The organism is Shewanella sp. 125m-7, assembly GCF_052977045.1.
Genome location: NZ_JBRILQ010000009.1, coordinates 34,091 through 47,603, shown reverse-complemented (window position 1 = coordinate 47,603; position 13,513 = coordinate 34,091). Strand labels below are relative to the sequence as shown.

Sequence of the window (13,513 nt, the reverse complement as noted above, 5' to 3'; positions counted from 1 at the left end):
TTTCAATATCTGTTAAATGCATAATCGCTAAGATCCCTTATTATATGTTTTAAGTTTTCTTATTTTACCAATAGATGTTGTATGCGTGCCTTTAAGATATCCGTTGCGATGCGATTTTTACCACCTCGAGGCACGATAATATCGGCATACTGCTTAGATGGCTCAATAAACTGCAAGAACATTGGGCGCACAGTCTCTGTATATTGTTGCATCACTGACTCCATGGTTCTGCCACGCTCAGCCACGTCTCGAGATAAACGGCGCATAAAACAAATGTCTAGCGGCGTATCCATAAATACTGACGCGTCCATCTCTTTACGCAGAGCCGGATCGGTTAGTAGCAAGATACCTTCAAGAATAATGACTTTCTTAGGGGTCAGTGTCACTTTCTTTTCTGTTCGAGTATGATCGTTATAACTATAAACAGGCACATCAACCGCATTGCCCGCTTTAAGTTCACGTAGATGAGTACAAAGTAGTTCATGATCTAGTGCTTTTGGATGGTCATAGTTAGTCAATACACGTTGGTCCATCGACAAATGACTTTGATCGCGATAATAAGCATCTTCTGCAATCACGCCGATTTGATCTGTACCTAAATCACGGCAAAGCTCTTCATAAATCGTTTTCGCGATAAGACTTTTACCTGACGCAGATGCGCCCGCGATACCAATTACAACACAATCTTTAGAATTCATTAAACTAACCTTTACTCGTCATCAGACATGCTAATTGATACTTTAGGCTGTGCTTGACATAACGCAAGCTGTGCCCCGACCTTTCTAGCGATTTCACGATAAATACCAGCGACTTGACTCGTCTCATCAGCCACGACTGTTGGCGTACCTTTGTCAACATCTTCACGGATGTTCAATTGCAGAGGCAATTGACCAAGCAGTGGTACCTTGTAACGCGTCGCCATTTTCTGACCACCTTCAGCGCCAAATGGATGGTCTTTATGACCACATTCAGGACAAAGATGAAAGCTCATGTTTTCAACAATACCCAGTACAGGAATGTTCACTTTTTGGAACATATTCACGCCTTTCTTAGCATCTGCTAAAGCGATATCCTGCGGGGTCGTTACGATCACAGCGCCGCTAACAGGTACTTTCTGTGACAGCGTTAACTGAATGTCACCGGTTCCTGGTGGCATATCAATCACTAAATAATCCAGCTCTGGCCACTCAGTTTCAGTCAGCAACTGCACTAATGCGCCCGCCGCCATAGGACCGCGCCATACGGCCGCTTGATCGCCATCTAGCATAAAGCCTATCGATTGTGCTGCAATGCCGTGCGCTGGAGCAAATGTCATAATCTTGCCATCTGGCGAGACCGGCTTGAAATCTGCAACACCCAACATCATTGGAATCGATGGGCCGTAGATATCAGCATCTAAGATACCGACACTTGCGCCTTCTGCGGCCAATGCTAACGCTAGGTTTACAGCCGTTGTTGATTTACCTACACCACCTTTGCCCGATGCAACAGCAATGATTTGCTTAATGTTCGGCAGTGGCTCAACCGCACTAATCGCTGAAACGGTTTCAGGTTGGAAGTCAATTTCACATTCAACTTCGTCAATTGCATCCAATACAGCTAGCTCTTTAGTCACTGCCATCACGATGTCACGATACTGCGTCTGACATGGGTATGAGTAACATAGGCCAAGCTGCAGTCGCTTACCTTCAATCGCAAGCTTGGTGACCATGCCCGCGCTTAACAAACTCTTGTTCAAATATGTATCTTGAAACGTATCGAGAATCGCCAATACCGGGCTAAGTAGATCATCGTCAAGATGATAATTTGGATGAGTTGAAGACAAAATGCTGACCCCCTAAATATGATTTGCGCAATTGTACCAGATATTCTGGCAAACATTAGTCTAGATTTAATGCACTTGTGCGAGCTTTTAATGAAACTCTCTATTGGATCGGTTAGTATCTATGCCATTCTAATTAGGTTCCCAGCGATTTTGAGAAAAGATGGCAAATTCACAACGTAAAATCCTCGTCACTAGTGCACTTCCGTACGCTAACGGTCCAATCCATTTGGGTCATATGCTTGAGTATATCCAAACCGATATTTGGTCACGTTTCCAAAAGCTACGTGGGCACGAATGTCATTATATCTGCGCTGACGATGCTCACGGCACGCCAATCATGCTTAAAGCACAGCAGATGGGTATTGCACCAGAAGAGATGATTGCTCAGGTTCAAAAAGAGCATGAGAAGGATTTTGCTGACTTTAATATTCAATTTGACAACTTCCATAGCACTCACAGTGACGAAAACCGTGAGCTAGCGAGTCAAATTTATATCAAGTTACGCGACGCAGGTTATATCAAAACCAAAACGATATCTCAGCTGTTTGACCCAGAAAAGTCGATGTTTCTGCCTGATCGTTTTGTTAAAGGTACCTGCCCACGATGTAAGTCAGAAGACCAATATGGCGATAACTGCGATAATTGCGGCGCGACATACAGCACTACCGATTTGATTAATCCAAGATCAGCGGTTTCAGGTGCAACGCCAGTGATGAAAGACTCTGAACATTTCTTCTTTGACCTGCCCGCTTTTGAAGGCATGCTAAAAGAGTGGATTAATTCTGGTTCACTACAACAAGAAATGGCCAACAAACTTGGCGAATGGTTTGAGCAAGGTCTACAGCAATGGGATATTTCTCGCGATGCGCCTTACTTTGGTTTTGAGATCCCTGATGCTCCAGGTAAGTTCTTCTACGTTTGGTTAGACGCGCCAATCGGCTACATGGGTTCATTTAAAAACTTATGTGATAAGCGTGACGATCTAAACTTTGACGAGTTCTGGAGCAAAGATTCGACGGCTGAAGTGTATCACTTCATCGGTAAAGATATCGTTTACTTCCACAGCCTCTTCTGGCCTGCAATGCTTGAAGGTGCAGGCCTGCGTAAACCAACCAGTGTTTACGCACATGGCTATGTAACGGTTAATGGCGCTAAGATGTCAAAGTCTAAAGGGACCTTTATTAAGGCCCGAACTTACCTTGATAATCTCGATCCAGAATATCTACGTTACTATTACGCTGCCAAGCTAAGTAGCAGAATTGACGATCTCGATTTAAACCTTGAAGATTTCGCTCAGCGCGTAAACTCAGATTTGGTCGGTAAGCTAGTCAACCTTGCTTCACGTACAGCAGGTTTTATCTCTAAGCGTTTTGACGGCAAGCTAGCAAAAATTGCTGATACTAGCCTGACGACAAGTTTCTTAGCCAAGCAAGAGATTATTGCCAACTTCTACGAGACTCGAGAATACGGTAAAGCCATGCGCGAGATCATGGCGCTAGCCGATATTGCTAACGCATATGTTGCTGATGCAGCACCATGGCAGTTAGTAAAGGATGACGCTAAGCAAGAAGAAGCGCATCAGGTTTGTACTAACGCACTTAACCTGTTCCGTATTCTAGTGACTTACCTAAAGCCGGTATTGCCTAAGCTTGCCCAAGATGTAGAAGCCTTCTTACAGATGGAGCTGACCTGGGATAATATCGATGTTGATTTAGCGGGTCACGAAATAGCTAAGTTCAAAGCCTTAATGCAGCGCGTTGAGATGAAGAGCATTGAAGCAATTATCGAAGCGTCAAAAGAAAACCTACAAGTGGCTGCAGAGCCTGAAGTTAAAAAAGAACTTAAAACGCCGCTTGAACAAGATCCAATTAGTGAGGAAATCAGCTTTGAAGATTTCGCTAAGATAGATTTACGTATCGCGCGTATCGCCAAGGCTGAACATGTTAAAGAAGCCAACAAGCTTTTACGACTTGAGCTCGATTTAGGCGGTGAAACTAAACAAGTTTTTGCCGGTATTAAGTCTGCTTATGCTCCTGAAGATCTAGAAGGCAAACTAACGGTTATGGTGGCTAACCTTGCACCGCGTCAAATGCGCTTTGGTGTATCAGAAGGCATGGTATTAGCAGCTGGCCCTGGCGGTAAAGATCTTTGGATCATGGAGCCTCATGAAGGCGCCCAGCCAGGTATGAAAGTAAAATAACGCTTATATACAGCGGGTAACCGCCAAATACCAAAAAGCCGCTTAAATAGCGGCTTTTTAATGTCTCTTGTTTAACTTTACTATTGCTAATATTTACACTGGATTCACAATATCCACAAAGTGATGCTTAATCCCAAACTGATTGGCTAAGTGTGCACCTAAGGCCTGAATACCATAAAGTTCTGTGGCATGGTGACCGGCAGCGTAATATTGAATGCCCTGCTCGATAGCGCAATGATAAGTACGCTCAGACACCTCACCACTGATAAATGCATCTATGCCCATGCTAGCAGCAATATCGATATAATCCTGAGCGCCACCAGTGCACCAAGCAACAGTGCTGACCATAGCGTCTTGTTCACCCAAATGCTGACTAGGACGATTCAGCTTATCTGAGATCTGTTGATTCAAAGCCTTGGCCGTTAGCGGGGCATCAAGTTTTCCCTGCCACATTAGTCCTTGAGCCACACCGTCAATGACCTTGGCGTCACTTATACCTAGGACTTCAGCTAGTTGTGCATTATTGCCAACAACAGGATGGGCATCTAACGGCAAATGATATCCAAACAAACTGATGTCATTGGCAAGCAATGCCTTAATGCGCTTTTGCTTCATACCCACAATAATTTCGGGCTCATTTTTCCAAAAAAAACCATGGTGAACTAAAATAGCGTCGGCATTGAGCTCAATCGCTCTGTCAATCAATGCCTGACACGCAGTCACACCAGTCACGATAGTGTTTATCTCTAACTTACCTTCGACTTGCAAACCATTGGGTGCGTAATCTTTAAAGTTAGAAATTTGTAAATAGTTTGCCAAATACTGGCCTAATTCGGTCCGAGTCATAAATCCGCCGAGAGTAGCAAAAAATGTATTTTAACTTATTGTTAAGGCAAATATACAGTTAAGTCGCATTCGATTAAAGTTGCATCATAGCTTAATCATTGCACCACTTTAACTCACTAATTGAGCAAAACATCGCAGAAGTACAGCCAGTTCCGGCTAAAATTGGACTTTACGGTACATTAAACGATAAAATCACTACAAGCCTTCAAATACACACAAAAATAAACAGGTTATTATTATGTCAAAACTGACCAAAGAAGAAGTTATCAGCTCACTTGAGACAGCATTAACTCAGCGTGATGGCCAAGCTGTTAAAATTGAACAGAAAGGTAGCTGGTACAAAATCGATGGCGGTAAGTCTTTACGCTTTAGTGATTTAGAAGCAATGTTAGCGGAGTTCGGTGGCGATAGCGCACCCGTTGAAGCGACAACTGAGAAAAAAGCTGTAGTCGCCAAAAAGCCTGCGGTTAAAAAGGCTCCGGCTAAGAAAGCCGCTGCGCCTGCAGCTAAAAGCAGTGTTAATCAAGGTGGTAAAACGCCTAAAGAGCTTTGGCGTGAAAAGCTAGCGGGTAAAGGTCAATTACCTCGCGGTTTCTAAACCTCTATCGTTTAAAAGCTATCTTAGCCATTTAACATTTTCAGGCTTGGATAAATAAAAAACTCCGTCACTTTTATAAAGTCACGGAGTTTTTTATTATTTCATGTAATGCCCATCTTACGTCGTGAACAACTCTATCGACACTGCTGACTCTGACACATTTTTATCTATCGCTTAATAATACCAATCACATCTTCAATACGATTGGTATAACCCCTATTAGGTGGAAAATACGGTGCAAGAAAACAAGCTGCTAATATCAATTCGGGATCTATATTGGGTAGCAAGAGCATTAATGGCCACCTGTTGTCATAACACTCACTCGATATCTTACTCATGGATTTCTTGCCCATAGGAGCCTTGCCCATGAAAGTATGCTGTACTATATTTATTTAGATTTTTATAAGGCTTTTATCTTCGAGCAGCATCATAAATTTGACAATAGGATAAGCAATTATGCAACAACCTAAACAATTGCCTCAAGCAGATTGGTTGGATCACTTCGTTACCTTCAGCAATGGTAATAAAGGCCGTTTGATGACGATAGAAGCGATAGGCATGGCCGCGGGTGAACAACCTCTCGCAGATGCTTCGCCTCTATTAGCCATTGATTATGATCCTGTAAATAAAGGAAACAAGCTTACGATTAGCACAGGTAAGAATGCTATCGATTACAGCCATACAATTAGTGATCCAAAGGTGATATGGCAACAACAAGATGAAAATGGCAAAGTGATTTCACTGGAAATTATAAACGTGTCGAATACCAGTACAATCATTACTTTTAACTCTTAATGTTTGTCACATGTGATAAGAATACAACTCGGTAGCCCTGTTATCGTTTTTGGCGCAAGTTTCGCTATGATTCAATATTTATAATGGTTCTAACCGCTAGCTTAGCGGTCTTTATCCACAATAAGTGCTGAACCATAGCGACCCAGCATCACTATCAATCCTCCTTATTATTCAATGCAATTAGCCCCCTGTTTAATGATATTTTCAGCCAATGAAACATGCGCTTATTAATAGTTTAAAGCGTAAATGCTCGTTGTTCCGCTGACTTCATTACCAATAACGAGTAAAGGCTCTGTCGTTGGGCTATTTTTAGCAGCAATGAACTTCATTCCTTCAGGCCCTAAATCGCCTGCTAAGGTCGCATCACCTAACACGTCGCCAGTATCGGTATTAATTTCAAAATCTGCACTAAAGTCTCGGTTGATCTCATAATCAACAAAATTGACAGCAAAAGGATTGCTTATATCGTAGATCATAAAGCCGCCGGTGCGCTCAAGACCAATAAAGGCGTAATGCTTATCAGCAATCTTGCCAACAGCTAGTGCTTCAGGCTCTCCGGCTTTATCGTCACTACGGCTATCACCCTTGTTCTTATCATTATTGTTATTAAACTGGTTTCCAAGCGTGGCAGCAGTAATCCTTGAAAAGTCAGATCCTGAGTCAAAAACTTGATTACCTTGCTCATCCCAAATAGAGAAAGAGCGTGCACCATAACTAATGATTTGATCCATATCTCCATCGTTATCATTATCCCCCATACTTGTGGTGACTTTTAACCGACCCAACTGAGTTTTGTCTTGTGCAGCTAGTAACTGCGGATGTGCAGCGTCAAGTATTAAATCGTCTGCTCGTGCTTCTTCAGAAAAACCATCATAATCTCGTGCATCGCCTTCATTCGCAGTGACGATAAAATTACTGCCTTTCCATTGATAACTCTGAATGGTGTCTGGCTGGTACATGCCATACACATCTTCATAGGCGACAAAATTAACTTGACTATCTTTATCGCTGGCATCAATTTTATTCTGAGTAAGACCATAATGCTTCAGTCCAAGCGGTAATAATGACTCAATGACTTTGTTGTTTAAATCAATCACTGCAATGGCATTATTTTCCTGCAACGACACATACGCTTTAGTATTATCTTCGCTTACAGCAATATATTCTGGCTCAAGATCTTGAGCGATACTCGCCCCGGGTCCATTCACTTTAATTAATGGACTCACTTCATCTTCTCTCAAAGCGCCAACATTAAACGCTGTAAAGCCCATTTCTGTCGCTGTAGCTTCAGGAGTGCCATCTTTGATTTCAATCACTGAAATGCTGCCTTCAGGATCGACATTATACGCTGAATTAGGCTCACCTTCGTTAGCCACTAACAGCAATGACCCGTCTCGATTAAAAACGACATTATCAGGCAGGTAACCAACCTCAACCTGCTGTATTAATTGAGCTTCACCACTAGTGTCTAAACGGTAAAATGCAATATAACCACGGCCTTGTTTGCTATTACCTTTAGTATCTGAACGCTCAATTGCTACAGCAAGTAGATCGTCATATACACTTAAACTATTTACACCACCTAAACCCTGTAAGTTTAAGTCTGCATTAACATCTATCTCTGTAAGCTTACTGACATTATTGAGCGCTAGAGCGCCTGAATCAGTCACTGCATTATCTAAATTAAGGCTCGAAGCATCTAATACATCGACTTTTCCGCTTTTAGCGTTCACGACAAAGATGCGTTTTGAGTCCACATGGAAATCAACAATCTCTGCAGCACTTAATCCGTAAATATGACTCTGATAGCGGCCAATCAACTCTGCGGTTAGCCCCCCTTGAGAGCCATTGGTACTTTCCTTACAAAGATACTGAGTTTGAGTCGTATCGGTCTCGCTGTCATCTAACATACCATTTGAATTTGAATCTAATCCTGTGGTCAGCATTTGTCCGCCTAATGGACATTCGTCATTGTCTAGTGCAAGTTCTGAGACTGACACGAGCGCATTCATCCCATCTTGGCCAGCCGCGCCCTGATCACCATCATCACTACAAGCGCTAACCCAACAAGCTGCAAGTAAAGCGGGAAGCAGCTTAAATTGATTATTCATTATTATTCCTTTCATCCATCTTCAGGGTAAGAAAGTCGGCGTTATCGACGACTTGTAAACACAAGCATTGTTTAAAGCCCCAATTTAGGTCTAACAAAAGACGCAAAGATGACAGATAAAAGACATTTTTGAGACAATCTTTAACGGAAAATAAAAGTACTAGTTAGCGAAATGAGATACTGGATAAGACAAAGATGTTTGCTTACAAATTGCCTGCTCTAATGCTGAAGATAAAGCTCAACAAGGATTGATTATTAAGTTTAAAGCGCTAAGATATTTATATCTGACACCTAGAAACATTTGAGGTGTTCCTTTCATTCGCTAAATCTGTAATCCGCAGCTATTTAGTCGGCAATGTAAGCACCACCAGACCAAACACAGTTCAGCACCAGATTGGGATTTCTCTGCAAACTCTTTTGCCCTCCCCTATATAGCAAAGCTGTAATAGATAACCATAAAGCCTACTATTCGTAGGTTGCACCATTATGTTGAGGTACCGTTGAAAAACTCACCCGCGAAATTAGATGTTAACAAGCACCCATTTGGCGCAAGTTTGGCGTTGCTGATCCCGATGCTGTCCGCAATAGTGGCAATTACTCCACTTGCAATCGATATGTACTTGCCAGCCATGGCGACACTGGCCGCGAGCTTCAGTACCGATATTACAATTGTGCAGCAATCATTAAGCTTATATTTAGCCGGTTATGCATTGGGTATGCTGTGCTTTGGTCCGCTTGCAGACAAATTCGGCCGTAAACGATTGGTTCTATTAGGGTTAACGGGTTTTATGCTTACAAGCTTAGGTCTCGCGTTTGTAACCACAATTGAAAGCTTTTTAACATTGCGCTTCGCTCAAGCGTTTATTGGCGCATCGGCAACTGTCGTCGTACCTGGTTATATCAAAGAACTCTATGGAAAAAACACCGCAAAGGGTATGTCTTATATCAGTTTAATCATGATGTTAGCCCCTTTAATAGCACCTAGTATTGGTAGCTTGATTTTAGAGCTAGGAGAGTGGCAACTTATCTTTTTCATCTTGGCATTCTACGCCTTTATCTTACTTATATTGGTCAGCTTAAAGCTCAAAATGCCCAGTGATAAAGATACCGTCAGTCGTAGTGAACAATCCTTTTTTGGTGCTTATGCCACTGTGTTTACCAAAAAAGGCGTTAAATTAAATATCGCTAGTGGTGTATTAACTTCTTTCGCTTTTTTCTGTTATTTAACCGCATCGCCATTTGTATATATGGAAGTGTTTAACTTAGATAAATCTCTTTTTGCCATCTTGTTTAGTACCAACGTCGGTGCATTAATGTTAGCCAATGTTGTCAATAGTCGAATCGTTAGTCGTTACGGTTCAAAGCGTATGCTGAAAGTATCGACATTTTTTGGTGCCATCGCTGGTATCGCATTGTTAACGGTTAACTTATTATCGCTAAACTACGTATTTACCGTGATCATGCTTTTACCGCTAATGGCTTGCCTAGGTGTGATGTCGGTTAACGCAGATGCCATAGTGCTAATGAAATTCCAGAAGGAAACTGGCACCGCAACGGCGGTTATTGGCACTCTACGCTTTGGGTTTGGTGCCTTAGCGGGCCCACTTCTCGCCTTGTTTTATACTGGAACAGCGGTACCGTTTTCAGCATTGATGTTATCTGCTGTCCTCTTAGTCGGTTTGTGTCAATTTCTTAGCCGCCACGAGCCTGCAACCATTGTGGAGTAACTAGCGTAAAGCAACGACATACTTGGATATGTATCTGACATCAGGACTCGTTAACAATGATAGCTTTAGCTAACCAAGCTTTGTATTTAAATGCAAAGCTTGGTTTTATGGCGAAGTGAGTTTGTTCATTAAAGCACCTGCTAGTCATAGTTAAACCGCTTGCCATCTTTTAAATCAATTGGTTATCTCGCCCATCTTGCCATAACTCTTCATTGTTTTTAGCCATTATGTTGTTTGTCATATTGAAAATTCTTCATTAAGAACAGTTTTTCCATTAAATCGCTTGTAATAAATCAACAGTTTTATATGATGAAAATACACTCGAACAGGGTGTTTGCTGAACAATAAATTGATAGAAATTAATCTTTATCAAAGAGTTTGGCATTTCGCGAGCAAAGATTACCATCTGAGCTTAACTATCAGAGCGATTACCGTCGCTGTATCGAGATACTGCATACCGTCGCGGTAACTTAAGAGGAAGTATTATGGAGAAGTTATCTGGCGCCAGTATGGTTGTCCGTTCTCTTATTGATGAAGGTGTAAAACATATTTTTGGCTATCCAGGCGGATCTGTTCTGGATATCTATGACGCTCTGCACGAAAAGTCCACTATCGAACATATTCTAGTCCGTCACGAGCAAGCTGCAGTCCACATGGCTGATGGTTACGCACGTGCAACCGGTGAAGTCGGTGTTGTGCTTGTCACCTCGGGCCCTGGGGCCACGAATACCATTACAGGTATCGCAACAGCTTATATGGACTCAATTCCATTAGTCGTCATTTCAGGCCAGGTACCGAGCAATCTCATTGGTAATGATGCATTCCAAGAATGCGACATGATTGGTATCTCGCGCCCAGTGGTTAAACACAGCTTTTTGGTAACCGATCCAAGAGATATTCCTGCCATCATCAAGAAAGCATTTTATATTGCAGCAAGTGGCCGACCAGGCCCCGTTGTTGTTGATGTGCCCAAAGACTGTATGAACCCGGCTATTTTGCATGATTATCAATATCCTGAAGATATCAGCATGCGCTCATATAACCCAACGACAACAGGACATAAAGGCCAGATCCGTCGAGGCCTACAAGCGCTACTTGAGGCTAAGAAACCAGTACTTTATGTCGGTGGTGGTGCCGTTATTTCTGCTTGTGACGCTCAAATTTTAGCGTTATCAGAAAAGCTTGGCATCCCGGTCGTTAGTACATTAATGGGGTTAGGTGCATTTCCTGGAACCCATAAAAACAGTGTCGGTATGCTTGGTATGCATGGCTGCTACGAAGCCAATATGACCATGCATAACAGCGACCTTATCTTTGGTATTGGCGTGCGTTTTGATGATCGTACAACCAATAATGTAGATAAATATTGTCCAAATGCCAAAATCTTACACATCGATATTGACCCCTCCTCTATCTCAAAAACGATTCGGGTCGACATTCCTATCGTAGGCTCTGCTGAAAAAATCTTAGACGATATGCTTAAGCAAATCGAAGCCAATGACTATGGCATTGAAGACCCAAGTGCAAATGATGAGTGGTGGAGCGATATTGCTAAGTGGCGGGCACGAGACAGCCTCAAATACACCACTAATGATAAAAAAATCAAACCGCAACAGGTCATCGAAGCGGTACATAAGCTAACAAATGGTGATGCCTATGTCGCATCGGACGTGGGGCAGCATCAAATGTTTGCCGCTCTTTATTACCCATTCAACAAGCCACGTCGCTGGATAAACTCCGGTGGTCTTGGCACTATGGGCTTTGGTTTACCTGCTGCATTAGGCGTGAAACTGGCGATGCCTGACGAAACCGTTATCTGCGTCACTGGTGACGGTTCAATTCAGATGAATATTCAGGAGCTTTCCACCGCACTGCAATATGATATTCCGGTGATTATTATTAACCTAAACAATCACTTTTTGGGTATGGTTAAGCAGTGGCAGGATATGATCTATGCAGGCCGTCACTCACAGTCTTACATGGATTCGGTGCCTGATTTTGCCAAGATCTCTGAAGCGTACGGCCATGTAGGCATGACCATTAGTGATCCAGCTGAGCTAGAAGCTGCTCTTGAAAAAGCGCTCAGCATGAAAGACAAACTGGTCTTTATGGATATTCATGTCGATGAGACCGAGCACGTTCACCCAATGCAGATCCGTGGTGGCGCAATGAATGAAATGTGGCTAAGTAAAACGGAGAAAAGCTAATGCGTCGAATTATATGTGTATTACTTGAGAACCAATCCGGCGCCCTTTCACGCGTTGTAGGACTATTTTCACAGCGCGGATACAATATTGAGACCCTAACGGTCGCGCCAACAGAAGACAAAACCTTGTCAAGATTGACCGTTACTGTAAATGCTGACGAATATGTACTCGAGCAAATAGAGAAGCAGTTACATAAGCTTATTGATGTACTTAAAGTCTCTAACATTACCGAATCAGCACATGTCGAGCGTGAACTGGCATTGATAAAGGTAAAGGCGCACGGTGACAACCGTGAAGAAGTGAAACGATTAGCCGATATTTTCCGCGGCCAAATTGTTGATGTCACTCAAAGTCTTTATACTGTGCAATTAATTGGTACAACAGAAAAACTTGATGCTTGTATTGCGGCACTTGCAGATGTGACCAAGGTGGTTGAGATCTCTCGCTCAGGTGTTGTCGGTCTTGCCCGCGGTGAAAAGGCGATGAAAGCATAGTCTGTGTTCATTTTTAGTGACTAAATGCATCACCCAATAGTAAAAGGGAGCCAATTGGCTCCCTTTTTAAATGCAGTTATAGGATGTGACCTATTGAGTAGGCTATATGAGTTCGCACGATTACTCTGCGTCGAGTAATCTCGTGCTCGCGATTTCAATCTTTCTAGGTTTCATCGCTTCAGGGATCTCACGCTTCAGATCAATATTCAACAAGCCGTTCTCTAAGTTTGCGCCAACCACAGTAACATAGTCTGCTAGTTGGAAGGTGCGCTCAAAACCGCGCTCAGCTATGCCTTGATAAAGGTACTTACGAGTTTCTTTCTCTTCGGCCTTTATGCCCTTCACTAATAACTTGTCGCCTTCACTGGTAATATCAAGTTCGTCCATCGTAAAGCCCGCTACGGCCATAGTAATGCGGTAACGATGTTCATTTATCAATTCGATATTGTATGGAGGGTAACCGGAATTGCCTTTATTAGATGCCGCGTGTTCTGCAAGTTGAGCTAAGCGGTCGAATCCAATAGCGCTGCGGTATAGTGGGGTTAAGTCGTAGTTTCTCATGGGTATATCCTTGTCTTAAGCAATATATTAAAAGTATGTTGGCCGACATTTGTCGCACCATCTTGAGACTGATACGTCTCGTTTCAAATCTATATGTTGCCCCGAAGGCACAACGTCTAGATAGTCAATTTAGGCCCTCATTGAGCGACC

11 protein-coding genes are annotated in these 13,513 nt (G+C 42.7%); 6 read left to right on the top strand and 5 right to left on the bottom strand.

Annotated features, from left to right (window positions below):
• Window positions 1-59: 59 nt before the first annotated feature.
• Together udk and apbC are read right to left on the bottom strand one after the other, a co-directional pair.
• A complete protein-coding gene (udk, locus tag ACVBIL_RS06355; protein ID WP_447166141.1) occupies window positions 60-698 on the bottom strand; it encodes a uridine kinase in 639 nt (212 codons plus the stop codon).
• Between the two features lie 11 nt (window positions 699-709).
• Entirely contained in the window at window positions 710-1,825 is a 1,116-nt protein-coding gene (gene apbC / locus ACVBIL_RS06350) for an iron-sulfur cluster carrier protein ApbC (protein WP_447166140.1), read from the bottom strand.
• Window positions 1,826-1,985: 160 nt separating this feature from the next.
• On the opposite strand from apbC, the gene metG reads away from it, so the two are divergent.
• Window positions 1,986-4,025, top strand: coding sequence for a methionine--tRNA ligase (metG, locus tag ACVBIL_RS06345; RefSeq protein WP_447166139.1), 2,040 nt, complete (start codon window positions 1,986-1,988; stop codon window positions 4,023-4,025).
• A gap of 93 nt (window positions 4,026-4,118) precedes the next feature.
• Here metG and ACVBIL_RS06340 read toward each other — a convergent pair whose 3' ends face one another.
• Window positions 4,119-4,871 carry a Nif3-like dinuclear metal center hexameric protein gene (locus ACVBIL_RS06340; RefSeq protein WP_447166138.1) on the bottom strand — a complete coding sequence of 251 codons (753 nt, stop codon included), beginning with the start codon at window positions 4,869-4,871 and terminating at the stop codon, window positions 4,119-4,121.
• Between the two features lie 238 nt (window positions 4,872-5,109).
• Between ACVBIL_RS06340 and ACVBIL_RS06335 the strand changes: the two genes are divergently transcribed.
• Both ACVBIL_RS06335 and ACVBIL_RS06330 read left to right on the top strand, forming a co-directional pair.
• Window positions 5,110-5,469, top strand: coding sequence for a hypothetical protein (locus ACVBIL_RS06335; protein WP_447166137.1), 360 nt, complete (start codon window positions 5,110-5,112; stop codon window positions 5,467-5,469).
• Between the two features lie 456 nt (window positions 5,470-5,925).
• A complete protein-coding gene (locus ACVBIL_RS06330; RefSeq protein WP_447166136.1) occupies window positions 5,926-6,264 on the top strand; it encodes a DUF5335 family protein in 339 nt (112 codons plus the stop codon).
• Between the two features lie 227 nt (window positions 6,265-6,491).
• Here ACVBIL_RS06330 and ACVBIL_RS06325 read toward each other — a convergent pair whose 3' ends face one another.
• Window positions 6,492-8,375, bottom strand: a complete 1,884-nt coding sequence (locus ACVBIL_RS06325; protein WP_447166135.1) for a choice-of-anchor I family protein — start codon at window positions 8,373-8,375, stop codon at window positions 6,492-6,494.
• Between the two features lie 499 nt (window positions 8,376-8,874).
• On the opposite strand from ACVBIL_RS06325, the gene ACVBIL_RS06320 reads away from it, so the two are divergent.
• From ACVBIL_RS06320 to ilvN, 3 genes are all read left to right on the top strand, one after another.
• Window positions 8,875-10,101 carry a multidrug effflux MFS transporter gene (locus tag ACVBIL_RS06320; protein ID WP_447166134.1) on the top strand — a complete coding sequence of 409 codons (1,227 nt, stop codon included), beginning with the start codon at window positions 8,875-8,877 and terminating at the stop codon, window positions 10,099-10,101.
• 485 nt (window positions 10,102-10,586) lie between these two features.
• On the top strand, window positions 10,587-12,308 hold the full coding sequence (locus tag ACVBIL_RS06315; RefSeq protein WP_447166133.1) for an acetolactate synthase 3 large subunit: 1,722 nt from the start codon (window positions 10,587-10,589) through the stop codon (window positions 12,306-12,308).
• Complete coding sequence (gene ilvN / locus ACVBIL_RS06310) at window positions 12,308-12,802, top strand: acetolactate synthase small subunit (RefSeq protein WP_447161353.1); 495 nt, start codon at window positions 12,308-12,310, stop codon at window positions 12,800-12,802. The genes ACVBIL_RS06315 and ilvN overlap by 1 nt, the downstream gene beginning before the upstream one ends.
• A gap of 120 nt (window positions 12,803-12,922) precedes the next feature.
• Here the strand turns inward: ilvN and ACVBIL_RS06305 are convergent, their stop codons facing one another.
• The gene (locus tag ACVBIL_RS06305; RefSeq protein ID WP_447166132.1) at window positions 12,923-13,363 is read right to left on the bottom strand and encodes an Hsp20 family protein; all 441 of its coding nucleotides are present in this window, start codon (window positions 13,361-13,363) and stop codon (window positions 12,923-12,925) included.
• Window positions 13,364-13,513 lie beyond the last annotated feature (150 nt).

Bases quoted from the DNA above. Each gene is read 5' to 3' on its own strand.
- udk (WP_447166141.1), bottom strand. From the start codon at position 698: ATGAATTCTAAAGATTGTGTTGTAATTGGTATCGCGGGCGCATCTGCG.
- metG (WP_447166139.1), top strand. From the start codon at position 1,986: ATGGCAAATTCACAACGTAAAATCCTCGTCACTAGTGCACTTCCGTAC.
- ACVBIL_RS06340 (WP_447166138.1), bottom strand. From the start codon at position 4,871: ATGACTCGGACCGAATTAGGCCAGTATTTGGCAAACTATTTACAAATT.
- ACVBIL_RS06335 (WP_447166137.1), top strand. From the start codon at position 5,110: ATGTCAAAACTGACCAAAGAAGAAGTTATCAGCTCACTTGAGACAGCA.
- ACVBIL_RS06330 (WP_447166136.1), top strand. From the start codon at position 5,926: ATGCAACAACCTAAACAATTGCCTCAAGCAGATTGGTTGGATCACTTC.
- ACVBIL_RS06325 (WP_447166135.1), bottom strand. From the start codon at position 8,375: ATGAATAATCAATTTAAGCTGCTTCCCGCTTTACTTGCAGCTTGTTGG.
- ACVBIL_RS06315 (WP_447166133.1), top strand. From the start codon at position 10,587: ATGGAGAAGTTATCTGGCGCCAGTATGGTTGTCCGTTCTCTTATTGAT.
- ilvN (WP_447161353.1), top strand. From the start codon at position 12,308: ATGCGTCGAATTATATGTGTATTACTTGAGAACCAATCCGGCGCCCTT.
- ACVBIL_RS06305 (WP_447166132.1), bottom strand. From the start codon at position 13,363: ATGAGAAACTACGACTTAACCCCACTATACCGCAGCGCTATTGGATTC.